Annotated in this window: 29 protein-coding genes; 21 read left to right on the plus strand and 8 right to left on the minus strand. The window is 51.0% G+C overall.

The genetic code is table 11. The features are described from left to right. From ABEA66_RS03805 to ABEA66_RS03860, 12 genes are all read left to right on the plus strand, one after another. Complete coding sequence (locus tag ABEA66_RS03805; protein WP_345586174.1) at window positions 1-1,134, plus strand: amidohydrolase/deacetylase family metallohydrolase; 1,134 nt, start codon at window positions 1-3, stop codon at window positions 1,132-1,134. Next, window positions 1,125-1,496 carry a PRD domain-containing protein gene (locus ABEA66_RS03810; protein WP_345586176.1) on the plus strand — a complete coding sequence of 124 codons (372 nt, stop codon included), beginning with the start codon at window positions 1,125-1,127 and terminating at the stop codon, window positions 1,494-1,496. The genes ABEA66_RS03805 and ABEA66_RS03810 overlap by 10 nt, the downstream gene beginning before the upstream one ends. Before the next feature lie 5 nt (window positions 1,497-1,501). Further along, window positions 1,502-1,867 carry a glycine-rich SFCGS family protein gene (locus tag ABEA66_RS03815; RefSeq protein ID WP_079912838.1) on the plus strand — a complete coding sequence of 122 codons (366 nt, stop codon included), beginning with the start codon at window positions 1,502-1,504 and terminating at the stop codon, window positions 1,865-1,867. A 5-nt stretch (window positions 1,868-1,872) separates the two neighbouring features. Continuing rightward, a complete protein-coding gene (locus ABEA66_RS03820; protein ID WP_192703669.1) occupies window positions 1,873-2,211 on the plus strand; it encodes a DUF4312 family protein in 339 nt (112 codons plus the stop codon). 51 nt (window positions 2,212-2,262) lie between these two features. Next, window positions 2,263-3,051 carry a DUF4311 domain-containing protein gene (locus ABEA66_RS03825; protein ID WP_345586179.1) on the plus strand — a complete coding sequence of 263 codons (789 nt, stop codon included), beginning with the start codon at window positions 2,263-2,265 and terminating at the stop codon, window positions 3,049-3,051. Window position 3,052: 1 nt separating this feature from the next. Continuing rightward, window positions 3,053-3,709, plus strand: coding sequence for a DUF4310 family protein (locus ABEA66_RS03830; protein WP_345586181.1), 657 nt, complete (start codon window positions 3,053-3,055; stop codon window positions 3,707-3,709). Between the two features lie 26 nt (window positions 3,710-3,735). Beyond that, complete coding sequence (locus ABEA66_RS03835) at window positions 3,736-4,836, plus strand: DgaE family pyridoxal phosphate-dependent ammonia lyase (RefSeq protein WP_345586183.1); 1,101 nt, start codon at window positions 3,736-3,738, stop codon at window positions 4,834-4,836. Between the two features lie 43 nt (window positions 4,837-4,879). Next, the gene (locus ABEA66_RS03840; RefSeq protein ID WP_345586185.1) at window positions 4,880-5,596 is read left to right on the plus strand and encodes a KDGP aldolase; all 717 of its coding nucleotides are present in this window, start codon (window positions 4,880-4,882) and stop codon (window positions 5,594-5,596) included. 203 nt (window positions 5,597-5,799) lie between these two features. After that, window positions 5,800-7,110: an ABC transporter substrate-binding protein gene (locus ABEA66_RS03845; protein WP_345586187.1), complete on the plus strand. Its 1,311-nt coding sequence runs from the start codon at window positions 5,800-5,802 to the stop codon at window positions 7,108-7,110. Between the two features lie 190 nt (window positions 7,111-7,300). Continuing rightward, window positions 7,301-8,347, plus strand: coding sequence for an ABC transporter ATP-binding protein (locus ABEA66_RS03850; RefSeq protein ID WP_345586189.1), 1,047 nt, complete (start codon window positions 7,301-7,303; stop codon window positions 8,345-8,347). Continuing rightward, a complete protein-coding gene (locus tag ABEA66_RS03855) occupies window positions 8,344-9,156 on the plus strand; it encodes an ABC transporter permease (RefSeq protein ID WP_192703675.1) in 813 nt (270 codons plus the stop codon). Before ABEA66_RS03850 ends, ABEA66_RS03855 begins: the two co-directional genes overlap by 4 nt. Window positions 9,157-9,161: 5 nt before the next feature. After that, the gene (locus ABEA66_RS03860) at window positions 9,162-9,983 is read left to right on the plus strand and encodes an ABC transporter permease (protein WP_345586192.1); all 822 of its coding nucleotides are present in this window, start codon (window positions 9,162-9,164) and stop codon (window positions 9,981-9,983) included. Between the two features lie 284 nt (window positions 9,984-10,267). Here ABEA66_RS03860 and gerQ read toward each other — a convergent pair whose 3' ends face one another. The 7 genes from gerQ to urtA all read right to left on the minus strand — a co-directional run bounded on the left by gerQ (window position 10,268) and on the right by urtA (window position 17,203). Continuing rightward, complete coding sequence (gerQ, locus tag ABEA66_RS03865; protein WP_192703677.1) at window positions 10,268-10,732, minus strand: spore coat protein GerQ; 465 nt, start codon at window positions 10,730-10,732, stop codon at window positions 10,268-10,270. Window positions 10,733-10,878: 146 nt separating this feature from the next. Continuing rightward, window positions 10,879-11,706: an aldo/keto reductase gene (locus ABEA66_RS03870; protein ID WP_079909637.1), complete on the minus strand. Its 828-nt coding sequence runs from the start codon at window positions 11,704-11,706 to the stop codon at window positions 10,879-10,881. Between the two features lie 283 nt (window positions 11,707-11,989). After that, window positions 11,990-12,685: an urea ABC transporter ATP-binding subunit UrtE gene (urtE, locus tag ABEA66_RS03875; RefSeq protein ID WP_345586199.1), complete on the minus strand. Its 696-nt coding sequence runs from the start codon at window positions 12,683-12,685 to the stop codon at window positions 11,990-11,992. Further along, window positions 12,672-13,460, minus strand: a complete 789-nt coding sequence (urtD, locus tag ABEA66_RS03880; protein ID WP_345586201.1) for an urea ABC transporter ATP-binding protein UrtD — start codon at window positions 13,458-13,460, stop codon at window positions 12,672-12,674. Before urtD ends, urtE begins: the two co-directional genes overlap by 14 nt. A gap of 145 nt (window positions 13,461-13,605) precedes the next feature. Beyond that, the gene (urtC, locus tag ABEA66_RS03885; protein ID WP_079909640.1) at window positions 13,606-14,724 is read right to left on the minus strand and encodes an urea ABC transporter permease subunit UrtC; all 1,119 of its coding nucleotides are present in this window, start codon (window positions 14,722-14,724) and stop codon (window positions 13,606-13,608) included. A gap of 206 nt (window positions 14,725-14,930) precedes the next feature. Beyond that, entirely contained in the window at window positions 14,931-15,836 is a 906-nt protein-coding gene (gene urtB / locus ABEA66_RS03890; protein ID WP_079909641.1) for an urea ABC transporter permease subunit UrtB, read from the minus strand. Window positions 15,837-15,937: 101 nt separating this feature from the next. Continuing rightward, complete coding sequence (urtA, locus tag ABEA66_RS03895; RefSeq protein ID WP_079909642.1) at window positions 15,938-17,203, minus strand: urea ABC transporter substrate-binding protein; 1,266 nt, start codon at window positions 17,201-17,203, stop codon at window positions 15,938-15,940. A 426-nt stretch (window positions 17,204-17,629) separates the two neighbouring features. Between urtA and ABEA66_RS03900 the strand changes: the two genes are divergently transcribed. The 9 genes from ABEA66_RS03900 to ABEA66_RS03940 all read left to right on the plus strand — a co-directional run bounded on the left by ABEA66_RS03900 (window position 17,630) and on the right by ABEA66_RS03940 (window position 25,362). After that, window positions 17,630-17,956, plus strand: a complete 327-nt coding sequence (locus ABEA66_RS03900; protein ID WP_192703683.1) for an urease subunit gamma — start codon at window positions 17,630-17,632, stop codon at window positions 17,954-17,956. Next, the gene (gene ureB, locus ABEA66_RS03905) at window positions 17,953-18,342 is read left to right on the plus strand and encodes an urease subunit beta (RefSeq protein ID WP_345586208.1); all 390 of its coding nucleotides are present in this window, start codon (window positions 17,953-17,955) and stop codon (window positions 18,340-18,342) included. The genes ABEA66_RS03900 and ureB overlap by 4 nt, the downstream gene beginning before the upstream one ends. Beyond that, window positions 18,323-20,071 carry an urease subunit alpha gene (gene ureC / locus ABEA66_RS03910; RefSeq protein WP_345586210.1) on the plus strand — a complete coding sequence of 583 codons (1,749 nt, stop codon included), beginning with the start codon at window positions 18,323-18,325 and terminating at the stop codon, window positions 20,069-20,071. The genes ureB and ureC overlap by 20 nt, the downstream gene beginning before the upstream one ends. Window positions 20,072-20,109: 38 nt before the next feature. Continuing rightward, window positions 20,110-20,814, plus strand: coding sequence for an urease accessory protein UreF (locus tag ABEA66_RS03915; RefSeq protein WP_079909646.1), 705 nt, complete (start codon window positions 20,110-20,112; stop codon window positions 20,812-20,814). Window positions 20,815-20,864: 50 nt separating this feature from the next. After that, a complete protein-coding gene (gene ureG, locus ABEA66_RS03920; RefSeq protein ID WP_079909647.1) occupies window positions 20,865-21,530 on the plus strand; it encodes an urease accessory protein UreG in 666 nt (221 codons plus the stop codon). After that, on the plus strand, window positions 21,523-22,392 hold the full coding sequence (locus ABEA66_RS03925) for an urease accessory protein UreD (RefSeq protein ID WP_079909648.1): 870 nt from the start codon (window positions 21,523-21,525) through the stop codon (window positions 22,390-22,392). The genes ureG and ABEA66_RS03925 overlap by 8 nt, the downstream gene beginning before the upstream one ends. Before the next feature lie 372 nt (window positions 22,393-22,764). After that, window positions 22,765-23,715, plus strand: coding sequence for a heme o synthase (cyoE, locus tag ABEA66_RS03930; RefSeq protein WP_079909650.1), 951 nt, complete (start codon window positions 22,765-22,767; stop codon window positions 23,713-23,715). Between the two features lie 86 nt (window positions 23,716-23,801). Beyond that, entirely contained in the window at window positions 23,802-24,416 is a 615-nt protein-coding gene (locus ABEA66_RS03935) for an SCO family protein (RefSeq protein ID WP_256865279.1), read from the plus strand. A gap of 22 nt (window positions 24,417-24,438) precedes the next feature. Further along, window positions 24,439-25,362 (plus strand): AEC family transporter, encoded by a 924-nt coding sequence (locus ABEA66_RS03940; protein WP_192703689.1) that lies wholly within the window; start codon window positions 24,439-24,441, stop codon window positions 25,360-25,362. 25 nt (window positions 25,363-25,387) lie between these two features. Here ABEA66_RS03940 and ABEA66_RS03945 read toward each other — a convergent pair whose 3' ends face one another. Then, entirely contained in the window at window positions 25,388-25,756 is a 369-nt protein-coding gene (locus ABEA66_RS03945; protein ID WP_345586220.1) for a toprim domain-containing protein, read from the minus strand. Window positions 25,757-25,884 lie beyond the last annotated feature (128 nt).

A 25,884-nucleotide genomic window follows, 5' to 3' on the forward strand; every position in this document is an offset into this window, starting at 1 on the left:
ATGCAAATCGACGTTCTAATCGAGCATGGAACGGTGATCGATCCGGCTACCGGCCGTTCCGGCAAGTATGATGTGGCCGTCAAGGGAGATCGCATCGCCGGGATCTGGAAGCCGGGGACAGGCGGTGGTGAAATCCTGCGGCGGGTGAATGCGGAAGGCTGTCTGGTCACGCCGGGCCTGATCGATATTCATGCTCATATTTTTGAGGCTGTGCCTCAAATGGGGATGAAGCCGGATACGATCGGGATCGATCAGGGAGTAACGACCATTGCAGATGCCGGCAGCTCCGGCGAGCAGAACTTCCCCGAGTTCCTGGAACGAAGCGTGAAGCCAAGTGCTACCCAGGTGCTTGCCTGGCTGAACATTTCCAGTCCGGGGCTGGTGGAAGGAAGAAGCGAATTGGCGGACATGAGCAGGCTGACAGCCGAGTCCACCCTGCAGCGCATCGCGGAATACCCCGACACCATCATAGGCATCAAAGCGCGGATGAGCGGCTCGGTTGTGAAGGAAAACGGGATTTATCCTCTGGCTGTCGCCAAATCGGTAGCCCGTCGAGCGGAGCTTCCCGTGATGGTTCATATCGGCAACGCCCCGCCAAAGCTGGAAGAGGTCCTCGATTTGCTGGATGAGGGAGACGTCGTCACCCATGCTTTTCATGGCAAACGGGGAGGCATTCTTGATGAACACGGGCAGCTGATTCCGCAGGCCAAACGCGCATTGGATCGCGGAGTGCGGTTTGATGTCGGGCACGGCAGCTCCAGCTTCAGCTTCGCAACGATGAATAAGGCCCGCGAATTAGGCATTACGCCGTATTCTATCAGCACGGATCTGTACTTGGAAAATTGGCTTCACGGGCCTGTATACAGCTTGACGATGACGATGACCAAGTTTTTGGCGCTAGGCTATTCCATGGAGCAAATTATTGAATGGACTACAGCGGCCCCTGCCCAAATTTTGCGTAAATCCGAAGAGATCGGGACGTTAAAGGAAGGAACGATCGCCGACATTTCGATCCTTAAGATCGTGGAGCAGCCGGTCGAGCTGGTCGATTCCGAGAAGGAAACGCTGCACTATGACAAGCTGATCCAAGCACAATACACCATGAAATCTGGAGAAATATACCCATGCAAATGATGGAGAACCTACTAAAGGAAATACCGGAGAAGACCACTGTTACAGAGGCAGAGCTCAATGAGCTGCGACCCGTGCTGGACTTCATGACGGATATCGCCAGAGAATCCGGCTTGAACTTATCCTATGAGAAAACGTTAGTCATCGGCATTCATCTATTGGCTTTTATGCGCAGAGTGAAGAATAACGAATATTTGCCCGAGCTGGACGAAGAAATGTTTGACGAAGTGAGTCCCGAACTCGTGGACCTGAGCAAGCGTGTACTTCAACAGGCTTTGAAGACATCGGAGCGGCAGCTTGACACGGCGGAAATCTTTTATTTAACCGTACATTTTGAAGCGGCCAAATTTAATGAAGAGGGGTAATGGACATGGAAAATAAAGTAAAAGTAGTCATCGGCGACCGTTTGGGTAAAGGACAAAATGTTGCAAAAGGGGTCGAAGCGGCTGGCGGCATCGCGATTGTTATTCCCGGCGTCGGAGCAGATATGAAGCTCGGCGATGTGATGCATAAGGAAAACGCGGACTTCGGCATCTCCTTCTGCGGCAGCGGCGGAGCAGGCGCCGTAACGGCAAATACGAAATACAAGTACCCGATGGAGTTCGGACTTCGCTCCGTTGATGCAGGGGTGACGGCTATCAACGCCGGCAAGAAGGTTATCGGCTTCGGCTTTATGGATGTCGAGGAGCTGGGTAGAAGGCTGACGGAAGCTTATATCAAAAAACACAGGGGGTAACGCTCATGTTCCAGGTGATGGAGAAGTCGATAATCGTTAGCGGAACGGCGGAGACAAAGGCCGGTGCTTTCCAGAATGCGTTGTCGCAAATGAAAAAGAACATCGCCAAGGAGATTCCCGATATTCTGCTGCAGATCGAGCCGCAGGATGTGGAGGTGCTGAAGGCGACGGAGCACACCTATAGAGAGCGGTTTCTGGGCTTATTGTTTCCTAGAACGAGAACCCGGTACGACATTACGATTCGGGTGGATGTGAAAATTCGGGCTGTGATGCTCTCTGAGGTTCCGTTCGAGCAGCAGACGGAAGCATTGCCTCCTTTACAACGCATTCTTCGGATGAGATGAGCGGGATGAAAGAATGCCATTGATGTTGGAAACCAAGTTAGGGGGAACCATATGAATACTCTTACGATAGTATTCGAATCCATTATTATCGGTCTATTGGTTGGGTTTGGGGTAGGAGCGGGTGCGGCCCGGATGTTCCATGCGCCCAATGTTCAAGGGATGGGGGCATTCCGGACATTCGGAGAGCTTAACGCCTGCGAGGGCGATCCTGTCGCGCATTTTTCGTTCGGTTTAGGCTTCTTGTTCAACGCATGGGCCTCCGTTGTCGGTGCCGGTGGATTAACGCAGGATGTCGATCATCGGATTATACCGAACTGGGCGGCTGCGATTCTGCTCGCGAAGAACAAGAACGTGGAAGAAACACTGCACGATCCGAAGAAAATGGCCATCGTGGGCGCTATTATCGGCGCCGTAGTCGTAGCCGTACTGAACTCTACGGCCGCAGCGATCCCGGCCTCCCTGCAGGCAATTGCAACCAAGGTGCTGGTGCCTGCGGCAAACTGGCTGATCAATCCGATCATGCCTATCGTATTCTGGACAGCGGCGATGGATGCCGGCAAAAGAACCGGCGTATGGGCGACCGCGTTAGGCGGATTGGCGCATCTGGTCATGGGGAATGCCGTTCCTGGGCTTGTGCTTGGCATTCTGATCGGCAAGGGCGTCGATGACAGCGGTTGGAACCGCATTACGAAGACGCTCGTGGTCGCTGTCGTACTCTTATATATTCTCAGCGGATTTTTCCGCGCCTTCGATGTCGCTTTACTGCACAGCTTGAACGTGCAAGTCATTCCGCAATGGCTGATTGATCTTCATGCATTCTTTGGATCGGTGGTGAAGTAAGATGGAACAAGTAGAACAAGTGAAAAAAGGGTTTTGGTATTCGGAGTGGGCGTTTACCTTGTTTGTCGCTTGCTTGGCTTCAGGGATTTTTGCCGGAACGCATCTCTATTATGTGTACCATGTAGGGGCCTTCAATGATATTGCCATCGTCGCCTTGCTGGAGGCGGGGATTAAAGGAGGAAGCTTCGGGGCTGCCGCGGCGTTCGGTGCGAGCTTCTTGTTCGCCCGTATCCTGGAAGGACCGCTGGTCGGTATCTTGGACATCGGCGGCTCGCTGCAAACAGGCCTTGGGATCGGCGTTCCGGCTTTGATGCTCGGCGCAGGTATTACGGCTCCGCTAACCTCATTCCCGCTGGCCTTGCTGACAGGCGCCGTAGTCGGGTTTCTGGTCGGCTTTGTCATCATTATGATCCGCAAATTTACGATCAATGCATCTAATTCCACCTTCGGCGCTGATGTGATGATGGGCGCAGGGAACGCTGCCGGACGGTATTTGGGACCGCTTATCGTTATCTCTGCGGTTATGGCATCCATCCCTGTAGGCATCGGGGCGACGGTCGGCGCAGCGATCTTCTATTATTTCAAAAAGCCGATTGCCGGCGGAGCTATTATCGGAGCTATGGTTCTGGGAGCCTTCTTCCCGATTATTACGAAATAAAATACGATTCAGCTAAGGAGTAAGCCATGAGTATATTCGAACAATACGGCTGCAGAAAAGTCATCAATGCGAGCGGTAAAATGACCGCACTCGGCGCAAGCGCCGTCGCTCCGGTTGTTGGCGAGGCATTAAGCGCAGCTGCTAAAGACTACGTGGATGTTTCTGAATTGATGGTAGCGGCAGGGAAAGTGATTGCATCCGTAACCGGCGCAGAGGATGGCTGCCCTACGACTGGGGCTGCGGCCGGAACGGCCATTGCCGTCGCTGCAGTTATCGCCGGAACGAAGCTGTCCTTGATCGAGAGCATTCCGCATACGAGCGGAGTGCCGAATGAAATTATTATCCAGAAGGGCCATGCGGTTCACTTCGGCGCTTCCATTACGCAGATGATCGCCATCGGCGGAGGGAAAGTCGTGGAGGTCGGTCAGGCGAACCATGTGGAGAGAGCGCATATTGCCGAAGCGGTGAATGAGAACACGGCTGCCCTGTTTTATGTCAAATCGCATCATGCGGTGCAAAAGGGCATGCAGTCCATTGAAACGATGATATCGATCGCCAAGGAAAAAGGGATTCCGCTGATCATCGACGCGGCGGCTGAAGAGGATTTGCGCAAGTATATCGCAATGGGAGCCGATCTGGTCGTCTACAGCGGGGGCAAAGCGATCGAAGGCCCTACATCCGGCATGATCTGCGGACGCGCCTCGTTAATCGAAGCCTGCCGGGCCCAGTATCACGGGGTTGCAAGACCGATGAAAATCGGCAAGGAAGGCATTGTCGGCTTCCTCACTGCTTTGCAGCGTTATGATGATAAGCCGGATGAATCCGAGAAGCAGCTGGAACGCATGAAGTGGCTGATCGAGCAGCTTAAGGATACACCGGGAGTTACCGGTACGATCCTTCAGGATGAAGCGGGCCGCGCCATCTACCGCGCGCAGTTGGCCATTGACGCCAAGGTAACGGGAAAAACGGCTTACGATGTCATTAAACAGCTGGAAGCAGGCAATCCTGCCGTTTATACGCGCAATCATTATGCCAATCTAGGCCTAATTAATATCGATCCTCGACCTTTATTGGAAGGGCAGGAGCAAATCATCGTCGCAAGACTTAAAGAGGTACTGGCTCAGTAATGAAGTCTAGCGACAACAGGACATATGAAGGAGAGGACTTACTGTGAGTAATCCGAAGATTCAATTAAACGTGCTGGCGAAAGACGCAGACAATGCCAAGCAAATCGTTGAAGCCGCACAGGGTAATGTATATGTAGGCTTAATGGTCAAAAACTTCGCAACCGTAGAGGCGGCCGTTGCTGCCGTTCACGAATTTCAACAAGCGGGCGTTCCGGTTTCCGTAGGCTTGGGCGCAGGCGATCCGGCCATGTGGAACAAGGTGGCGGACGTCGCTGTCCAAACGAAGCCGGCTCATGTCAACCAGGTATTCCCTGCGGCAGGATATACCCTGGGAGCATTGAAAAGCGCAGGCAGCACGCATTCCATCGTCAATGCGCTGATTACTCCGAGCGGTACGCCGGGTCAAGTTATCATAACGACCGGACCGCAGAGCGAAGCTTTGAAAGCAACGGTTTCCTGCGATGCTGCGGCAGCGATGCTCGCTGAAATCGGCGTCCATTCCGTCAAGTTTTATCCAATCGGAGGAACGGACCATCTGGACGAGGTGGCGGCTATGGTCAAAGCTGCCGTGAAATACGGGATCCGCATTTTCGAGCCGACGGGCGGCATTGATCTTCGTACGATCGGCCAAGTTATTGAAGTGTGCGCCGCCAATGGTGCGGAGCATATTATTCCTCATGTGTACACTTCCATTATCGACAAGGCCACCGGCCTGACTCGCATCGAGGATGTAAGGGAGCTGGCCCGTTTTTGCAGATAGCAGGCCAGTTTAGGGATGACAGGGATTTACGGTTTTTTAACCGTAGGTCCCTGTTTTTGTTTGTAGGGGGAATGGGGACATTCGAAAAGAAAGACAAAAAAACGAAATATATAACCATATTGTGCCTATTTTTATGAAGAAAATATAATTTCTATGATCTATAATACAAAAATAACCAATTTACTCAAAAGATAGGGGGACTCATGATGAAACGCAGCATTGTTATAAAAGCGCTTACAATCACTTTGTTAAGCGGAATGACGGCAGGATGCGGAGGAGGGGCGTCACCGGATGCAGAGGGGAAGACCGCCAAGGAGATCGATTTTAACGCGCCTCTGGAATTTACGCTGACCTCCAGCGGAGCTACCTCTCCAGAAAATTTCCAGCTGGCGGTGACCCAGTTTTTGCAGAAGAAATTCCCGAACTGGAAGTTCAACTACATCCAGCGGACGCAGGGAACGACAGCCCAGGAGCTGGTCACGGCAGGGACGGCAATCGACGTCGTGCTTGAGGCGCATACGGGGATTATTGACGGAGTCATCAATCCGGGAATCCAATATGATATCACGGACCTTATTAAGAAAAATAACATTGATTTGAACCGGTTCGAGCCGGTGACGATCGATGCGATGAAGACGATGGCAAACGGGCAAATATGGGGACTGCCGGTCAGCATGATGTCGGTCGTTACCTTTTACAACAAGGACATCTTCGATAAGTTCGGCGTCCCTTACCCGAAGGATGGAATGACCTGGGACGAAATGACGGAGCTGTCCAAAAAGCTGAGCAAAGAGGTGGACGGCACGCAGTATTTGGGGCTCGTCGGCAACACGGGGCATATGCTGCTGATGAACAACTTTTCGCTTCCTTATGTCGATGCGCAGACGTCGAAATCTACCTTCCATAATGAGAAGTGGAAGACGATTATGGAGACGGTCTTCAAAGGGGAAGCTCAGGATTCCGGGTTCAAAAAATATTTGACCGACAACAAGAACAAAATGCCGGGCAAGGATGAATTTATCAAGAAGAAAAATCTCGCCATGTATGTATATTTCTCAGAGCTTGCGACCGATCCGAATATGCAGGGCATGAACTTCGACATGGTGTCCGCGCCGACATATAAGGAGCTGCCGAACGTAGGCTTCCAGCCGATACCTACGTATGCGATCCTGGCTTCAACAAGCAAGCATAAGGAAGAATCGATGGAAATCATCAAGTATTTGGCTTCCGACGAATATCAGATGGCAAGAGCCAAGCTTGGCTTTATAACGCCGCTGAAGAGCGAAGAGGTGCGCAAGTCCATGGGAGCGGATTATAGCAAGAAGCTGAATTGGAACGCTGTATTCTACAAGCCGTTTGCTCCGATCCCGGTGAAGGGAGCTTATGAGAATATCGGCGAGAAGCCTCTCGTGAGCCTGGTCCCGGACTATGTGCTGGGGAACAAGGATGTCAATACCGTGATGCGTGAAGCTGAAGAGACGGCTAATAAGGCGATTGACAGCGCGCGGAAATAATGAAATAAAAAATTCTGATAGTAATTAAGACTGCGGATTGGCTAGAAATTCATTCCTGATAGTCATACAGGTTTCCCGTCAATCCCATTCTGATTTCGGTCAGAATTTTTTGTTTTATATGCCAAATCTGGAAAAAAGTCTGCTATAATACATTATCCGCATCACAAGCTTCAGGGGGAGATGATAGACGATGTCATTAATTGAAGTGAAACATGTGCGAAAGGTGTTTGAGACAAACGTCAGACGCAAGGGGAAATTCGGAGCGCTGCACAGCTTGATTAACCCGGAGAAGCGCCAGGTAGTGGGGGTAGACGACATCAGCTTCACGATTGAGAAGGGGGAGAGCGTGGCTTATCTAGGGCCTAACGGGGCGGGCAAATCGACTACGATCAAAATGCTCACAGGCGTTCTGGAGCCTAGCGGCGGAGAGATTCTGGTGGCTGGGGTAGTTCCGGCACGGAATAGGAAGCTGAACAGCTATCAAATCGGTGTCGTGTTCGGACAGCGAAGTCAGTTGATCTTCGATCTTCCGGTCAAGGATTCCTTTGATATGCTGCGGTATATGTATAGCATTTCATGGGAGCGCTATCATCAAAACGTAAAGGATTATTCGGAGCTGCTGGAAGTCGGCCATTTGCTGGAGAGGCCGGTAAGGACACTGTCGTTAGGGCAAAGAATGCGCTGCGAAATATTGGCCGCGCTGCTGCATGATCCGGAAATATTATTTCTGGATGAACCGACGATCGGTCTGGACGTTGTAGCCAAGGAACGTATCCGGGCTTTTATCGAAAGCATTAACCGGGAAAAGGATGTCACGCTCCTTTTGACGACCCACGATATGCATGATATCGAAAGGCTTTGCCCGCGGACGATGATCATCGATAAAGGAAACCTGATTTATGACGGAAGCCTGCAATACATCAAGGATCATTTTGCGACGGAGCGCCAAATTCGTGCAGTCTTCCCGGACGGGCAGGCAGCGGCAGCCGCAGCGCACGTATTCGCAAGTATGGGGGAGGTAGCTGTACATACCGATGAGCAGGTGGTCAGAATTACGTACGACCAGCACAGGACGGACACGTCGGAGCTGTTGAGACTGCTGCTGCAACAAGCGAACCCGCGGGACCTGACGATGCAGGACGAAAGCATCGATGCCTTGATCAGCCGCATCTACCGGGAAGGCATAGATTCCAAGCCGAAGCCGGCTTATGCAGCCGTGGGGGGACCGGGCCGATGATGCAAGCGGTAGAACGCATGATAGGCATGTCGCAGATTGCCGTCCGCCAGAGGCTGCAGTTTCGCTTTGATTTTATTATGACGCTGCTCTCCACGCTTATGTTCAGCGTCATGTATTATATGCTGTGGAAGGCGATCTATCTGTACTCGACGGAGACGGCACTGCCGTGGGAGCAGCTGATAACGTACGTCATGGTGGGACAAGCGATCAATTTCGCACGCTGGTCTCCGGCGGAAAGGGCCCCGACCTATGCTATGGCGCAGCGTGTCAGGAATGGCGATATTGCGCTCGATTTAATTCGCCCTGTCGATTTTCAAATGCAGCGGTTCTCGGAGGCGGCGGGGTTTTTCATTGTAGAAATGCTGTGGGTCAACATACCGGCCATGCTGCTCTTGATTTTTATTTTGGGCATATCGCCTCCGGCAAACCTGATGGCTGCGTTAGGCTTTGTTGTAAGCCTTTGCATTGGCTTTTTTGTCGCATTCAGCATTAATTCAATCATTATGATGATTTCCTTTATGACTACCAATACGTTTGGCGTTCAGCTGGCGAAGAGGGCGGTAGTGGATATTTTCGCAGGGACGCTGATTCCTTTTGAGTTTTTTCCGGACGCACTGCGCAAGGTGATGGAGTATTTGCCGTTCCAGTCTATGGCGTATATTCCTTTATCCATCTACACGGGACGTCTGACAGGCTGGGAGATGGTTCAATCGCTGCTGGAGCAGCTAGGCTGGGCTGTTGTGATGATTGTGATCAGCCGCCTGCTGTGGATGAAGGCAGCCAAGCGATTGACGATTAACGGGGGGTAACAGGTATGATTGCGCCGCAGCGTAATGCGTTTCAGCAAGCCGCTTATTTAATAGGGATGTACGGCCAATATTTGAAGATTTATTTCAAGACTCTGGTGGAATATCGGGCAGATACCTTGATCGCCGTCATAGCGGGGATCGTTGCCCAGGGAAGCACGCTGGTCTTTTTGTCGGTCATTTTTCAACGCATCCCCAAGCTGGCGGATTGGAGCTTTTACGAGCTGGTTTTCCTGTTCGGACTGGCGGCAACAGGGAAGGCGCTGAATCAGACCCTATTCAATGCGCCCTTTTCTTTAACCGGCTATATCCGCCGGGGGCAGCTGGATATTATGATGATCCGCCCTGTGGGCGTGCTGTTCCAGGCCATAGGTAACTCTCAAGAGCTTAATGGCGTAGGGCAGCTGATTACGGGAGCGGTCATTATGGGCTATGCGGGAGCTCATCTGAATATGCATTGGTCCGTCGGGACGGTACTGTACGTCATTATCGCCTTGATCAGCAGCGCGGTCATCCAGTTCGCGGTTCTTCTGACCATCAGCGTGCTGACCTTCTGGGTCCAGGAAATACGGTCGGTCATCTATCCGGTCAATTGGCTTTACGATTTCACGAGGTATCCGCTGGAAATTTTTCATCCGCTGCTTCGCGGGCTGTTGACGTACCTGATTCCGTATGCGGTCGGCAGCTTCTTCCCTGCGGCCTTCCTGCTTCGTCCGGGTGAGTACGGCTGGGCGATGTGGGGAGTGCCTGCCGTAGCGGCAGTGATGATTTCCATCACCTATTGCATTTGGAGCTTCGGGCTTAAGCGTTACTCGAGTGTGGCCGGGTAAGGGCTTTGGAGGGAATAAAAAGAGAGTGCTTGCTAAGCACTCTGAGTCTGTCGAGAAACCTAGTTTTGCGAGAACTTTGCTAAATATGGAGGTGGGGTATTCCTCGGAAGAGTTTACGTCCGCCTTTGAAACCCGTGAAAATACCACTAAATCTGATCCCTTTCACGGGTTTCAACAGCGGCTGGAGGGGCATACCCCACCGTAGTATATTAGCAATAGTTCAAGCCTTATAGGTTTCTCGACAATCTGAGAGTGCTTGCTAAGCACTCTTTTTTTGCATAGGATTAACGTGGAGTTGGCGCGAACGGATACGTATATTGAAGCTCCTCGTCAAAGGTGACGTAGTCCAGATTGACCATCAGCAGCAAAAAGCGCATTCCTGTCTTCGGATCGCTGATAATAATATGGTCGCGTCCAGCCGCTTCAATGCGCCCCCTGAAAATCTTGGCATTCCACTCGGAATTATTTTCATACGTCATGTAAAAGGTTCCTGTCTTGCCCAAGTTGAGACGCAAAATGTTCTCGATATAGGACTGCTCAATCGGGAGTATTCCTTGCGGAGCGCCTGGTTGAGGAGCACCGCCTCCAGGGGGTTGGCCTATGTATGCGCCGCCTGGGCCTGGAGGGTGCATCGTCTGTGAGCCTTGTTGTCCCTGACCGTACCCCTGAAAGCCTTGCGGAAACCCTTGATATCCACCGTAGCTGCGGAAAGGCTGGGGTCCCCCATTGTTGAAAGGGTTGTTTATCATCTTCACAAATTCCTCCTTAGACAAGATTAATTTGCTCCTACATTAATACCTATTATGATGGCTTGGACAATTAGACTAGTTTTGATGAAAAAACAAACAGCCGCCGTATGAACATACGACAGCTGTTTCGTGCTTGAATATCCGTTTTAAAAGTTGATGTGATCCGGATGCGGACCGAAGCGGTGCTCTTTGTTTAATGCGTCAATACTTGCCATCTCGTCTTGAGTAAGCTGGAAATCGAACACATTTCCGTTTTCTTGAATGCGGTGAGCGCTGATCGATTTTGGTATCGTCACGACACCATGCTGCAAATCCCAGCGAAGCACAATTTGTGCGGGAGATTTGCCGTATTTGGCTCCGAGCTCAGCGAGTAAAGGAATATCGAGATTCCCTTGCATGAGCGGGCTCCAGGCTTCCAACTGAATCTGATGCTGCGGGCAGAAGCTGCGCAGCTCCGGCTGGGTCAGCAGCGGATGGAACTCCACCTGGTCTACCATCGGCTTTATTTCGCAATCAGCCAACAGATCCTCCAGATGGTGAACGAGGAAGTTGCTTACGCCGATAGCTCGCACCGCGCCGTCCTTATACAGCTTCTCCAGGGCGCGCCAGGTATCTTTATATTTGCCTTTAACCGGCCAATGAATGAGATACAGGTCGATAACGTCCAGTCCGAGCTTACGGCGGCTTTCATCGAATGCTTTCAAAGTAGAGTCATAGCCTTGGTCGGCATTCCATACTTTGGTGGTGATAAACAGTTCATCGCGGGAGATACCGCAATCCTTGATGGCTGTGCCGACGCCTTCTTCATTACCATATACGGCGGCTGTATCAATGCTCCGGTAGCCTGCCTGAATCGCGGCCTTAACAGCTTGAATGACCTCTTCTCCATTTTGGGTTTTCCATACGCCTAGCCCAAGCCAAGGCATTTTGACGCCGTTGCTAAGAACGGTGCTGTCGGAAATATGCTGAGTCATGCAGGTGCCTCCTCATTATTATGTTTTTTCTATAACTGCGCAAAACCGGCCTCGATTTGTGAGGGAGTCGGCAGACATGTTTATTTTACCATACTTTGTTACCAGGTAAAAAATCACGGGGATGGCGGCACCGCATGAAAACACAATGACAGCCTTGTACCTCCGGCTGGGGGTCAAGGCTGTCATTAGCGTTGGCGAGTGATCTCCATCGAAATCCTGATAAAGCTGCAGCAGGGAAGTTGAGGGGGATGGAACCGGGGTACAGGGCCGCGTGCGGTTGATTTTATACGGCCAGATGCTTCTTCACCTGATCTTCGCTTAAATCCGCTGAACCGCCCTCGGCTACAATAGTGCCTTTATCCAGCACATAATAGTAATCCGCAATGCTCGTAGCAAAGGTCAAGCTTTGCTCAACCAGCAAAACCGACATTTCCCTGCGGGCTTTGATCGATTCGATAACCTGTTCAATCTCCATCACGATAGACGGCTGAATACCTTCCATCGGTTCATCAAGAAGCAGCAATTCGGGCTCTCCGACAAGGGCGCGGGCGATAGACAGCTGCTGCTGTTGACCGCCGCTTAAGTCTCCGCCTTTGCGTCGTCTCATTTCCCATAAGACAGGGAACATTTCATAGACCGATTCGGGGATGGTATGCTTTCGAGTCACGGCGGCCTCCAGGCCGAGCAGCAGGTTTTCCTCTACGGTCAGCTGAGGGAAAATGTCCCGCCCTTGGGGTACGTAGCCGATTCCTGCCTTGGCGCGTCGGTCCGGGGGGGAATCGGTTATCGTTTTCCCGTTGTACGAGAGGCTGCCGCCTTTGGCCTTGATAAGCCCCATCACCGTCTTCATCAGCGTCGTCTTGCCTACGCCATTACGGCCCATCAGACAGACCACCTGGCCTGGCTCAACCTTCATGCTGACGCCGCGTAAAATCATACTTTCGCCGTAGGCGGCTTCCACTGCATTAAGCATCAGCATTGCGTTCACCCCGTCTCCCCAAGTAGACCTCGGCTACCTTGGCGTCATTTTGAATTTCTTCCATTGTGCCTTCCCGAAGCACCGTGCCTTCATGCATAACGGTAACGGTTTTGGCGTAGTTCCGAACGAATTCCATATCATGCTCGACGACAATCACCGTTTGCCGGCTGCTGATTTTGTGGAGCAGCTCGCCGGTTTTCTCCGTTTCGCTGTCCGTCATTCCGGCGGCAGGCTCATCAAGCAGCAGCAGCTCCGGCTCCTGGATCAGGAGCATCCCGATTTCAAGCCATTGCTTTTCGCCATGGGAAAGGGAGCCGGCGACTTGCTTCGCTTTTTCGGCAAGACCGATCATTTGCATGTAATATTTGATGCGGTCACGCTGCTCCGGAGTCGTTTTCGTAATCAGCGAGCTCAGCAGACCGCGTTTTTGGCGCATGGAAAGCAGCAAATTTTCCAGAACCGTCAAGGTGACAAAGATGGATGGAGCCTGAAATTTTCTTCCGATCCCGAGCTGTGCTATCTGATGCTCCTGGTACTTGGCCAGATCCATATGCTTGAAGGCTACTTTTCCTCTGGAGGGCTTTACTTTGCCGCACAGCACATCCAGCAGGGTCGTTTTACCGGCACCGTTCGGACCGATGAGGAATCGCAGTTCTCCAGGCTGCAGGGAGAAATCAAGACCACGGATCGCCTTGAAGCCATCGAAGTCTACCTCTAGCTGTTCGACACGGACCAGATCGGCTGCCGTTTCTTTTCTTGCTGAAGATTGTATCATGGTTTTAAGACCTCCTTAGATTTTCCGAAGTCGAAGGCTTACGGCTATCGTTTTCCAAAAGAACACTGGCCTCAGCGCACAACAAGTTCATAGTATGCGGTGCAGCGTACTGTGCAACCGGCTTGAGTCCCGCTGCAGGTTCGGTTTATTTTTGGAGCGGGTTCGCTTCGGGCTCCAAGCCTGAATATACCAGCGGCGTCGAAGCAGGGGAGGCGGAATCGGATTTCGCCTGAAACCATCCTCTCTTGGCAGCAAACTGTTTGCAGGTACCGACGATGCCTTGGGGGAGAAACAGCACGACGACAATAAACATGGCTCCCATAATAATGGGCCACCATTCGGGATAAGCTTCGCTGAAGGTGGTTTTGGCCGTGTTGGTAATGACAGCCCCAAGAATAGCCCCGAAGATGGAAGCCCGCCCGCCGATGGCGACCCACAGCACCATCTCGATGGAAGGAACGATGCCCATCTGCGCAGGAGAAATAATGCCCTCCTGAAGCACGAACAGCACGCCGGCCAAGCCCGCAAGCCCTGCAGAGAAGCAGTAAATGAACACCTTGTACGTAACCGGATTATATCCGATAAAACGAACACGGTTTTCCGCATCCCGAATGGCTACGAGAATTTTGCCGAGCCGGGTCCCTGCCAGCCAGAGGCATAAGAGAAGAGTGCCTATGACTACGGCGACGGTAACGTAATACAAAGCAAGCTTAGTGGAATGCTCTGCTACGGATAAACCGAGAAACGTATTGAAATTGGTCAATCCGTTAGTCCCGCCGGTATATCCTTGCTGGCCTACGAAAAGGGTAACGGTAATGATAACAAGGGCCTGCGACAAGATCGAGAAGAAGGTGCCCTTAATTCGGTTGCGAAAGGTCAAATAGCCCAGGATGAAAGCGACGGCCATCGGGACGAGCAAAGCGAGAAGAAAGGCGCCTGCCGCGGAATGAAACGGTGCCCAGAACCAGGGGAGCTTGTCGATACCGCTCCACGACATGAAGTCGGGAAGCCCTCCTTCGGAAGCGACGAGCTTCAGATGCATAGCCATGCAGTAGGCACCGAGCCCGAAGTACACACCGTGGCCCAGACTCAATATGCCGGTATAGCCCCAGATCAGGTCCAGCCCCATAGCCAGGATGGCGTAGGCTAGAAATTTGCCCAGCAGCGACAAGCGGAATTCGGATAAAAACATGGGCGCTGCCATCATCAGAATTAACAGGATGACAGTGATTCCGATTTTCATTTTTGTGTTGGTAATGGTCATGGTATCAACTCCTGAGAGTTTGCGTAAGCAAACTTACTTCGAAAGCATAGACTTGGTTTTGCGTAAGCAAAACTTACTTCGTAAGCACTCGCTGAGTTTGCGTAAGCAAACTTACTTCGAAAGCATAGACTTGGTTTTGCGTAAGCAAAACTTACTTCGTAAGCACTCGCTGAGTTTCCGTAAGGAAACTTACTTCGTAAAGCTCCTCAATCCAAAGCGCGGGACTTGATGGTGACCAGCCCCGAAGGCTTCCACTGCAGGAAGGCGATGATGAGGGTGAAGACGATGACCTTCCCGATAGTTGCGCTTGTGGTGTACTCGAATGCGGTGTTTAGCACCCCGATCCCGAGCGCTCCGGCGACCGTACCGATGATTTTCCCGATTCCTCCGAGAACGACGACCATAAAAGCATCCACGATGTAGTAGGTGCCAATGGTAGGTCCTATCGGCCCCACGAGCGTTAACGCACACCCGGCGATCCCTGCCATCCCAGAGCCGAACGCGAAGGCTTGAGCATCGACGCGCCGGGTCGAGATGCCAAGGCATGAGGCCATGCTGCGGTTTTGCATGACGGCTTGCATATTGCGCCCGCCACGGGTGTGGTATTGGTAGAAATAGATAATGGCGATACATACAATAACAAGGCCGATAATAAAGAGCCTCTTGTAGGGGAGCATCAGATCCGGGGTGAGGGCCAAGCCTCCTTCCAGCCATTCCGGCGCTTTGACGGCCACATTGGGGGCTCCGAAAATTTGCCGGGCTATCTGCTGCAGAACCAGGCTGACGCCCCAGGTCGCCAACAAACTATCAAGAGGTCTGCCGTACAGGTAACGGATCAAGACAGCCTCCAGCAGCCAGCCGATTCCGAATGCGACCGCGAACGCCACGCCGAGCGACAAGACAAAGTACCATCCGAACGCCGAAGCAGGCAAAAACTTTTGAAACAGCTGCTGTATTGTGTAAGCCATATAAGCGCCGATCATGATGAACTCTCCGTGTGCCATATTAATGACGTTCATTAATCCGAACGTAATTGCCAGACCGAGAGCGATCAGTAACAAAATGGAGCTTAACGAAACGCCGTTAAATAATTGCAATAGCAGTAAGCTCATTGGTCTCATCCTCCGTCATAAAACGGGGGACCGCCCGCTGGAAAGGGGGCAGCCCCGTTTTCAAATTCCAAGTTCGATTCATTCCCCGACAAAGTCTGCGACTATTTCTTGGTTACCTCTGCTCCCCAAGGGTAGGTTTTTAAGAATGGATCGGGCTTCACCGGCTGGCCGGAATTCCATACTTCCTTGATCATGCCGTCCGCCTGAATTTGGCCAATGCGCACAGTTTTGTACACGTGCTGGTTGTCTCCGTCAATTTTGACTTTGCCGCCCGGCGCGCTGAACTCAATGCCTTTGGCAGCTTCCTTGACTTTATCCACGTCTACGCTGCCGGCTTTCTTCACGGCTTCAGCCCACAGATAGACTCCGAAATAGCCTGCCTCGATCGGATCATCCGTCACACGGTCTTTGCCGTATTTCGCTTTATAGGCTTCGACGAATTTTTTGTTCTCCGGCGTGTCCGTCGTTTGGTAGTAGTTCCATGCCGTGTAGTGACCCTCCAGAACAGATGCGCCGATACCGCGAATTTCTTCCTCCGCAACACTCACGGACAAGGTAGTCAAATCCTTGGAAGAAATTCCCGCATCCTTCAGCTGTTTGAAGAAGGCTACGTTGCTGTCCCCGTTCAATGTATTAAATACGACATCCGGCTTCTCTTTCTTGATTTTACTGATGATCGTGTTGTAATCCGTATGTCCGAGCGGTGTATATTCTTCTGCGATCAGAGTGCCGCCTTCGGCCTTCAACTGTTCTTTGATGATTTTATTGGCTGTTCTCGGGAAGACGTAGTCGGAACCGAGCAGGAAGAACTTTTTGCCTTTATTTTGCAGCAGCCAGGTTACAGCAGGAACGATTTGCTGGTTCGTCGTTGCCCCGGTATAGAAAATATTGGGGGAGGCCTCCAGCCCTTCATATTGCACCGGATAGAAGAAGAGTCCTTTATTTTGCTCTACGACAGGAAGCACAGCCTTGCGGCTAGCCGAGGTCCAACCGCCGAAGATGACGGCCGCTTTGTCCTTCTGCAGCAATTTCTTCGTTTTCTCTGCAAAGGTAGGCCAATCCGACGCTCCGTCCTCGATAATCGGCTTGAGCTGCTTACCCAGGACGCCGCCTGCCTTATTAATTTCCTCGATGGCCATCAGCTCCGCATCTTTTACGGAAACCTCACTGATAGACATGGTGCCGGTAAGGGAATGCAGAATACCGACCGGAATGGTATCATCCTTTCCTGCATCTGAGCTGGCGGTTGCTGGGGTTGAGGATGGGGAGGCGGCCGGCTTGGTTTCGGTAGCGCATCCGGCCAGCAATGCCGAAATTGACATACAGACTGCCATAAGTACGGGAATTCCTTTTCTCTTTAATTTCATGACGATCCACTCCTTTTCAATTTTCATACCTGGTCGAAAGCCTGCCTCTAATGATTCAGTATGGTTTTCTAGATTGGGCTGGCCCATCGGGTGATTCATGATTCCAATGGCTATGTTTTGTATGTGGAAACATTTCTCACATGACATATCATAGTTCGCGTGTAACTTAAATGTCAATATACTTTACACAAAATATTTTATAATGCCTTATGTTCGTGTTTTAGTACTTAAAAACAATGAGAATATGTTGGTTATGAGTTAGTTATATGTGGATAGTCGTAAAATGTGAACTGAGTTTTGTTATAAAAACTAACATTTTAGTTTACAGGATATGAAAATGCGAATATAATAAAGGCAAAGATTCCCGAATATTCGTGTTTTTATGTTATGTAATATGACACAAGATCTTGGGGAGGAGTACTACCTATGCATTTAACAGAAAGAGAAAAAGAAAAATTGCTTATTACCGTAGCGGCTGACTTGGCCCGGAGAAGATTGCAGCGGGGTGTGAAGCTGAATTATCCGGAAAGCATCGCATTGATCACTTCGGAGATTATGGAAGGGGCTCGCGATGGGATGACCGTGGCTCAATTGATGCAGTATGGTACGACCCTGCTGTCCGCTGAGCAAGTTATGGAAGGTGTGCCGGAAATGATTCACGAGGTACAGGTCGAAGCGACCTTTCCCGATGGTACGAAGCTGGTGACCGTACATCACCCAATAGGGTATAAGCGGAAGGAGGCGAGAGAATGATTCCTGGCGAGTATCGTGTCCGTTCAGGGGACATGGAGCTGAATAAAGGAAAGAAAGCTGTGCGGCTTATCGTCACCAACCTGGGTGACAGACCTATTCAGGTCGGCTCTCATTATCATTTCTTCGAAGTGAATCGGGGTCTTTCCTTTGATAGGGAGAAGGCGTTCGGCATGAGGCTTGATATTCCGGCCGGTACGGCTGTAAGGTTCGAGCCCGGAGAGGAGAAGCCGGTCCAGCTTGTGGAATTGGGGGGTGACAGGCTTTCATTCGGGCTGAACGGGTTATCTCAGGGCAAGGCTGTGAACGGTTCGATGCCTGAAGAGGTCGGTCGGAGGCTGGAAGCATGGAAGGAGGGTACGCAACCGCATGGTGCTAATGAATCGTAGCGCTTACGCTCAAATGTTCGGTCCTACTGTCGGAGATTCCATAAGGTTGGCCGATACGGAGCTGTGGGCTCAAATTGAGAAGGATTATACCGTATATGGAGATGAATGCAAATTCGGCGGCGGTAAGGTGATTCGCGATGGTATGGGACAATCGAGCCGGCATACCCGGGACGAAGGCGTCCTCGATACGCTGATAACCAATGCCGTTATCATCGATCACTGGGGGATCGTAAAAGCCGATATCGGGATTAAAGACGGGATCATTACAGCTATCGGCAAGGCGGGAAATCCCGATGTCATGGACGGCGTTCATCCCGGCATGATCGTCGGAGCCGGGACGGAAGTGATAGCGGGGGAAGGGAAGATCGTAACGGCCGGCGGTATTGATACTCATATTCATTATATTTGTCCCCAGCAGATCGAAACGGCCCTGGCCTCCGGTGTGACCACCATGATAGGAGGGGGTACCGGACCTGCGGCGGGAACGAGCGCCACGACATGTACTCCGGGCAAGTGGCATATGTATCGGATGCTGGAGGCGGCTGAAGCGTTTCCGATGAACCTCGGCTTCACCGGTAAAGGCAATGCAGCCTTTACTGAACCGCTGGTTGAACAGGTAGAGGCGGGAGCCATCGGGTTAAAGCTGCACGAAGACTGGGGAACCACGCCGGCGGCTATCGACGCTTGCCTTCGGGTTGCGGACCGCTTTGACGTTCAGGTAGCCATTCATACCGATACCTTGAATGAATCCGGTTTTGTGGAAGATACGCTGGCAGCCATAGGCGGCCGTACCATTCATACGTACCACACGGAAGGTGCCGGCGGGGGCCATGCCCCGGATATCATCAAGGCAGCGGCGGAGTCCAATGTGCTGCCGTCCTCCACGAATCCGACCCGGCCGTATACGATTAATACGGTAGAGGAGCACCTGGATATGCTGATGGTGTGCCATCATCTGGACAGCCGAATTCCGGAGGACGTCGCCTTCGCAGACTCCAGGATCCGGCCGGAGACGATAGCCGCGGAAGACATTCTTCACGATATGGGTGTGTTCAGCATGCTGAGCTCGGACTCCCAGGCCATGGGCCGGGTAGGGGAGGTCATTCTCCGTACGTGGCAGACGGCGGATAAGATGAAGAAGCAGCGCGGGCATTTGCCGTCGCCGGATGAACTTCAGGCAGCGAATGCCGATGACGGCGAAGCGGGTGAGCAGGATAATTTCCGCATTAAACGCTATATTGCCAAATATACCATCAATCCGGCCATCACCCATGGGGTAGCGCATCTTGTAGGATCCGTCGAGCCTGGGAAGCTCGCCGATCTGGTCGTCTGGAGCCCCATGTTCTTCGGGGTTAAGCCCGAGCTGGTGCTCAAAGGGGGGATGATCGCTTATGCCCAAATGGGAGATCCCAATGCATCCATTCCGACTCCCCAGCCGGTATTCGGCAGGCCCATGTTCGGTTCCTACGGCAAAGCACTGAAGCATTGCATCACCTTCGTTTCCCAGGCTGCTTTTGATAAGGGAGTACACAACGAGCTAGGGCTGCAAAAGCGGGTCGAGCCGGTGAAAAACTGCCGTTCCGTTACCAAGAAGGATATGATTCATAACGGCGAAACCCCTGGAATAGAGGTGAATCCTGAAACCTATGAAGTCAAGGTGGACGGCAAGGTCATCACATGCGAGCCGGCGGATGTGCTTCCGATGGCCCAAAGGTACTTTTTATTTTAAATAATGAAGTAACTAGGATTCGGGAGGAGGAACCACGAATGGAGACGGACTCTTCTACGCCATCATGGCTCTCTTATGTGCAGCTTCTTGATTCTGCGCTCCCAATCGGCGGCTTCTCGCACTCGTTTGGATTAGAAACTTTGGTGCAGCTGGGTATGGTTCAACGGCCGGAGCAGCTTCGCGAATATATTGAAACGATGCTGAAGCATAGCTGGGCTCCTGTAGATGCTCTTGCGGTCAAAGCGGTTTATCAGTATGCGCCTGAGGAGGCTTGGCCGTCGCTTTGGAAGGTCGACCGAATGCAGCATGTTCAGCGTATCGCGATTGAAACGAGGGAAGGCGTGCTCAAAATGGGGCGCCGTTTGAGTCAGCTGGCTCAAGCCGTTCATCCTGAGCTGCCCTGGGAACCGCTGCAGGAAGCGATTCGAGCCAAGCATTGCTTTGGTACGCATCCGCTGATTCACGGATGGGTCACTTATCATTTGAAGGTACCGCTCGATATGGCGGCGGAAGGGTATTTGTATACATGTGCAATGACTTCTATTAACAGCGGGCTGAGATTGATGTCCATTGGCCAAACCGAGGGCCAGCGCCTGCTTGGGCAGCTGCTTCCTGTGATCTCGCGTTCTTGGCGGGAAGTCAGCCATTTGGATGTGCTCGATGACGGTTATTCCAATACCCCGTCAGCCGATATTGCCATGATGCGCCACGAATCTCTCTATTCACGATTGTTTATGTCATAGCCGTTAGCTCTCAATAAAACAGGTTCAACATTTAAAAGGAGGAATTGTCTATGTGTCAAGGAGGAACGCATCATCATCACCACCAATGGGAAACACCGCAACGTGACCGTCAGGAGCGCCCGATGCGAATCGGTATCGGAGGGCCTGTTGGTTCGGGCAAAACGGCTCTGGTAGAGCGATTGGCCCGCAAGCTGAACGACAGATACAGCATAGCCGTCATTACTAACGATATTTATACCAAGGAAGATGCCAATATCCTGATTCGGTCGGAGGCTTTGCCTGCGGAACGGATTATAGGGGTGGAAACCGGAGGATGCCCGCATACCGCGATACGCGAGGATGCATCGATGAATTTCGAAGCGATTGAGGAGCTGGAAGCCCGCTTCTCCCATCTGGACATCATTTTCATTGAAAGCGGCGGGGATAATCTGGCCGCAGCCTTCAGTCCGGAGCTGGTGGATCGCTTCATCTATATTATCGATGTGGCGCAGGGAGAGAAGATCCCCCGCAAAGGGGGGCCCGGCATCATCCGTTCCGACATGCTCGTCATTAACAAGATCGACTTGGCTCCTTATGTCGGAGCGAGCTTGGCTGTAATGGAAGAGGATACGCTTAGAATGCGCGGCGAACGGCCGTTTGTATTCTCCAATTTGTTCGGCGGGCAAGGTCTGGACGAGATCGTGCAATGGATTGAGAAGGAATATCGTCATGCCTAGAGTAACTGGCCGTGTGTCTGCATCCTTCACCGATGTGAATGGTGTCACGCGGCTCGGAGACCGGTATCATTCATATCCGCTGAAGATCGCAAAGGCCTTTCCGTTTGACGAAGGACAGCTCGGGGTTTACCTCATGGACGCGTCGCCGGGCATTATGTCCGGTGATGCTTACGAGCTGGATTGGCGCTTTGGCCAGAACACCAAAGTATATGTAACGAACCAATCCTATACCAAGGTACATCCCAGGTTTCGAGATGCGGAGGGTCAGGGTTTGCACGAGCCGAGCCGGCAAACCCAGAAGCTTCATCTGATGGAGGGCAGCTATGTCGAGTATATGCCGGAGCCGCTGATGCTGTATAAAGACGCTTGCTTTAACAGCTTGACCGAGGTTCGGATGGAAAAGTCCTCGACGCTGATTGCCTCCGAGATGGTTTGCCCCGGCCGGACACACCGGGGAGAGCTGTTCGAATATGAACAGTATAAGAACGAATTCCACGTATATTACGACGATGAATGGATTTTTTGCGGAAGGCAGAGAATACAACCGAGCGTACAGTCATTGAAGGGCATCGGCAGCTGGGGGAATTACACGCATTACGGAACCCTGTATGTGTTCAGCGAGGAGGCGGATGCCTCTTTCGCGGAGGCTCTGCTGGAATATTTGGACCAAATAACCGGATTAGCTGCGCCCGCGCCTCGTATGTCTTCTTTATTTTACGGGGTAAGCCGTTCCTGCCGGTTGGGCGTTCTGGTCTCCGTGCTGGGGTTTAAAGGATATGAGGTTCAGGAATTTCTGGAAAAGGCCTGGAGGTTTTCACGAAGTCGTATATTTTCAGCCGAGCCTTTAGTTATACGCAAATAATAGTAGGAAATACTAAGAACAATAGGTAGAAATATCGACAATCTGGAGTCACGAATGTGACTCTTTTTTGACATTCAGGGCTTCCTGCTAAGCATCTGAATCCGCTTCGAAGCCTGGGAGAAGCTTTTTGGAGGCTTACATCGCCCGGATAAAGGCTGCTTTTTCAACGGCGGATGATTTCCTGCACAGGAATTAATAAGGAGCTTAAAGTTTATATATCGACAATATTTTGAACTCGGGGTCTGCTTTGTTGTCAAACCGGTCCCGTGTTGATATTATTAAATAGACAAATCGGAGGACATTGGGTTCCTCCTTCATCTTTGTTTGAACATATAAGTTTTCTTCCGGGAAAACTTTAAGGGGGTAATAAATGTGGAAGAGCAATTAAGGCTAGACCTTCCTGCGGAGGGAATAGCAGCTGCGTCGGAAACAAAACTGGAAACCACTCAACATGATCCCGTTACTTGGAGAGATTTCGTTCAGCTAGCCAAACCGGGAATTATTTTTTCTAATTCCATTACGGCATTCGGCGGGTTCTGGGTTGCATCCGGATGGAATGTCAATTGGCTGCAATTGTTGTATACCATGATCGGAACCGCTTTGGTTATGGCTTCCGGTTGTGTGCTTAATAACTACTTGGACCGTGACATGGATGTTAAAATGGCCCGTACGCAGAAGCGTGCCCTTGCAACCGGCAAGTTATCTCCTCAAGTGGTATTGGCTTACGGCATTATCTTGGGAGTTATCGGCCTGGCAGGATTATTCTTTCTCGTTAATCCAATGTCTGCGCTGCTCGGCATGATCGGATTGTTCGTCTACGTATGGATTTACACCGCATGGTTCAAGCGCACCTCGGTTTGGAGCACCTTTGTCGGCAGCTTTTCCGGTGCAATGCCTCCGGTCATCGGCTACTGTGCCGTTCATCCGACCCTTGATGCCGGGGCGTTGATCTTGTTCGGTATTTTGTTCTTGTGGCAGCCGCCGCACTTCTGGGCACTCGGTATTCGTCGTATGGAGGAGTACCGTGCAGCGGGATTTCCGCTTCTGCCGGTTGTTAGAGGCACTTATGTGACCAAAATCAGTATGATGCGCTATATCGTGCTGCTGGTTCCGGTATCTCTGCTGCTTTACGTTTACGGCTACGTCAATGTGTTCTTTTTCATCGCAGCAGCGGTTATGGGCTTGTATTGGGCATTCCTCTCCATGAAAGGATTTAAAGCGGAGGATGAAGTGCTATGGGCGAAAAAAACGTTCATTTACTCCATCAATTATTTGACGCTGATGTTCATTATCATGGTCATTACAACAGTGAAGCAAGGATAATGTACCACCGGGAGTTTAGGTGATAGGCAAGTACTAATCCCATGGCAGCATGGGATATTTTTTTTGAGAAAAGAGGGAGTCCGAAGGTGAACGCCAAAGCCCAAAGCAATGCATTCAAAATTATCGTCATGGTTATACTTCTCGCCATGATCGGAACGTTCAGCTACATGCTGTTAAAAGGAAAGGAAGAAAAAATGGGCGTCATCAAAAAAGCGCCTGATTTCAAGCTCGAAAACATCGACGGCAAGCAGGTCGGATTGACGGATCTTGAAGGCAAGTCGAAGCTTGTTTATTTCTTCTTCTCTACCTGCCCGGACGTGTGTCCTCCTACTACGTACTCGCTGTCCAAGGTACAAGATGAGCTCATCAAGAAAGGCGTCTTTGGGGATAAAACCGCCATCGTATCCATCTCATTCGATCCGACCAAAGACACGATCGCTCAGCTGAAGGAATTTTCGGGACGGTATCATGCCGATCCGAAGGGCTGGTATTTCCTGCGCGGAGATGAAGCGGCCACGATGGATCTGGCTAACAAGTTCGGCGTGATGGTTGTGAAGGATCAGCAGGGCAATTTTACTCATAATAATGTCATTCTTCTCGTAGACAAAAAAGGGGATCTAAGAACGTATTACAACGGCAACGACGCAGATCTTAATATCGACCGAATTGTTCAGGATATGATCACATTGAGCAAAGAGTAGAAAGGCAGCAGGGAGTCAAGGCATGACATACTTTACACATATCTTAATGAACAACGTAATCCCGCTATCGGTCATGATCGCATTGGGAGCTATTTTATACCGGGCGTTCAAGCTGGACATCAAGACATTATCCAAGCTTAATTTTTATTTATTTTCGCCAGCACTTGTCTTTAAAATGCTATACGAATCGACGCTGACGTTTGGGCTTCTGGTCCAAACGCTTGCTTTTTTCGCTTTGTTTTTCATTGCCATGTTCATTCTGGTTGAAATCGTTATCCGTATGAGGGGCTATCAGGGCGGGATGGTACCGGCGATGCGCAACAGCGTTATTTTTTATAACAGCGCCAATTATGCTATTCCGCTTAACCAACTGGTCTTTGTCGGAGATGCGTTCACACTCTCGATCCAAATCATCATTATGATGATGCAAAATTTGCTGCCGAATACCTATGGTATCTACAGCGTTAATGCTCATAAAAAGGATACGAGACAGACGCTGAAGACCATCTTTTCTCTGCCGGTCATTTATATGATACCGATCGCCTTCATCATGCGCTGGCTTCATATTCCTGTGCCGGAACCGGTTTATGCGCCGATCAATTATGTATCCAACGCCTTCATAGCAACAGCATTGATAACTCTTGGCGTTCAATTGGGCAGCATGAAATGGAAGCTCAAGCTGTCCGATGTGATGCTGTCGAACGTGCTCCGGCTCTTGGTTGGGCCTGCGGTCGGATTTGCCATCGTCTGCTTGATGGGCATCCATGGGATTATGGCACAGGCATTGGTTCTATCCTGCTCTGTACCGACTTCCTTAAGCAGCGTGCTGATTGCCGTAGAGTATGATAATGAACCGGAATTTTCCTCTCAAGTCGTATTTTCTTCTACTATCTTCAGTATTTTTACAGTGACTATGGTCATCTATCTAATGAAGTTCATTGCATAGGTACTGGTTATATAATCAATGCGTTTTATAACGATGTCGGGTAATTCAGAGCCGGGTCCTGGGGCGGGTATATAATGTACTCCTCCAAACCGGCTTTTTCTAATTGCTGGATTAAATATTCATCCGGTGTGCCTTCCACTCCAGCATAGCCCCGTCTGGTATAAATTTGTTCTGCGTCGGGGAACGTATCTCTTAGAATCGCACGGATTTTTTTGCCTGAGGAATCATTGTCCGTGAACAGATAGACCTCGCTGGTACCGACCTTTTTCTTTAAATCCTCCAGACGATCGGTATTTAAAGAGCCGAAGGTGCACAGAATCGTCACTTCCTCCATTAAGAGCCGCCGCAGTCTACTCTTGTCGTTTTTGCCTTCTACAATGATCGCTATACTCATCGCCATCCTCCTGCTCTCCGAAATCGGCTTCTTCTGTAGTATATCCAGTTTTGTCACTGGTTCCAAGCGGGGCATCATATAATTTCCCAGGAAATGTCGAAATTTGCGCTTTCAGATCATGAAGGGGC

Source organism: Paenibacillus vulneris (genome assembly GCF_039543185.1).
GTDB classification, from domain to species: Bacteria; Bacillota; Bacilli; order Paenibacillales; family NBRC-103111; genus Paenibacillus_S; species Paenibacillus_S vulneris.

Coding starts and splice junctions, on each gene's coding strand:
- ABEA66_RS03925 (WP_079909648.1), top strand. CDS start 21,523: ATGCCTAGAGTAACTGGCCGTGTGTCTGCATCCTTCACCGATGTGAAT.
- ABEA66_RS03825 (WP_345586179.1), top strand. CDS start 2,263: ATGAATACTCTTACGATAGTATTCGAATCCATTATTATCGGTCTATTG.
- ABEA66_RS03830 (WP_345586181.1), top strand. CDS start 3,053: ATGGAACAAGTAGAACAAGTGAAAAAAGGGTTTTGGTATTCGGAGTGG.
- ABEA66_RS03940 (WP_192703689.1), top strand. CDS start 24,439: ATGACATACTTTACACATATCTTAATGAACAACGTAATCCCGCTATCG.
- ureC (WP_345586210.1), top strand. CDS start 18,323: ATGGTGCTAATGAATCGTAGCGCTTACGCTCAAATGTTCGGTCCTACT.
- urtE (WP_345586199.1), bottom strand. CDS start 12,685: ATGCTGATGCTTAATGCAGTGGAAGCCGCCTACGGCGAAAGTATGATT.
- ABEA66_RS03845 (WP_345586187.1), top strand. CDS start 5,800: ATGATGAAACGCAGCATTGTTATAAAAGCGCTTACAATCACTTTGTTA.
- ABEA66_RS03870 (WP_079909637.1), bottom strand. CDS start 11,706: ATGACTCAGCATATTTCCGACAGCACCGTTCTTAGCAACGGCGTCAAA.
- urtA (WP_079909642.1), bottom strand. CDS start 17,203: ATGAAATTAAAGAGAAAAGGAATTCCCGTACTTATGGCAGTCTGTATG.
- ureB (WP_345586208.1), top strand. CDS start 17,953: ATGATTCCTGGCGAGTATCGTGTCCGTTCAGGGGACATGGAGCTGAAT.
- ABEA66_RS03805 (WP_345586174.1), top strand. CDS start 1: ATGCAAATCGACGTTCTAATCGAGCATGGAACGGTGATCGATCCGGCT.
- ABEA66_RS03945 (WP_345586220.1), bottom strand. CDS start 25,756: ATGAGTATAGCGATCATTGTAGAAGGCAAAAACGACAAGAGTAGACTG.
- ABEA66_RS03855 (WP_192703675.1), top strand. CDS start 8,344: ATGATGCAAGCGGTAGAACGCATGATAGGCATGTCGCAGATTGCCGTC.
- ABEA66_RS03850 (WP_345586189.1), top strand. CDS start 7,301: ATGTCATTAATTGAAGTGAAACATGTGCGAAAGGTGTTTGAGACAAAC.
- gerQ (WP_192703677.1), bottom strand. CDS start 10,732: ATGATAAACAACCCTTTCAACAATGGGGGACCCCAGCCTTTCCGCAGC.
- ABEA66_RS03860 (WP_345586192.1), top strand. CDS start 9,162: ATGATTGCGCCGCAGCGTAATGCGTTTCAGCAAGCCGCTTATTTAATA.
- ABEA66_RS03900 (WP_192703683.1), top strand. CDS start 17,630: ATGCATTTAACAGAAAGAGAAAAAGAAAAATTGCTTATTACCGTAGCG.
- urtD (WP_345586201.1), bottom strand. CDS start 13,460: ATGATACAATCTTCAGCAAGAAAAGAAACGGCAGCCGATCTGGTCCGT.
- ABEA66_RS03810 (WP_345586176.1), top strand. CDS start 1,125: ATGCAAATGATGGAGAACCTACTAAAGGAAATACCGGAGAAGACCACT.
- ABEA66_RS03815 (WP_079912838.1), top strand. CDS start 1,502: ATGGAAAATAAAGTAAAAGTAGTCATCGGCGACCGTTTGGGTAAAGGA.
- urtB (WP_079909641.1), bottom strand. CDS start 15,836: ATGAGCTTACTGCTATTGCAATTATTTAACGGCGTTTCGTTAAGCTCC.
- ABEA66_RS03915 (WP_079909646.1), top strand. CDS start 20,110: ATGGAGACGGACTCTTCTACGCCATCATGGCTCTCTTATGTGCAGCTT.
- ureG (WP_079909647.1), top strand. CDS start 20,865: ATGTGTCAAGGAGGAACGCATCATCATCACCACCAATGGGAAACACCG.
- ABEA66_RS03820 (WP_192703669.1), top strand. CDS start 1,873: ATGTTCCAGGTGATGGAGAAGTCGATAATCGTTAGCGGAACGGCGGAG.
- urtC (WP_079909640.1), bottom strand. CDS start 14,724: ATGACCATTACCAACACAAAAATGAAAATCGGAATCACTGTCATCCTG.
- ABEA66_RS03835 (WP_345586183.1), top strand. CDS start 3,736: ATGAGTATATTCGAACAATACGGCTGCAGAAAAGTCATCAATGCGAGC.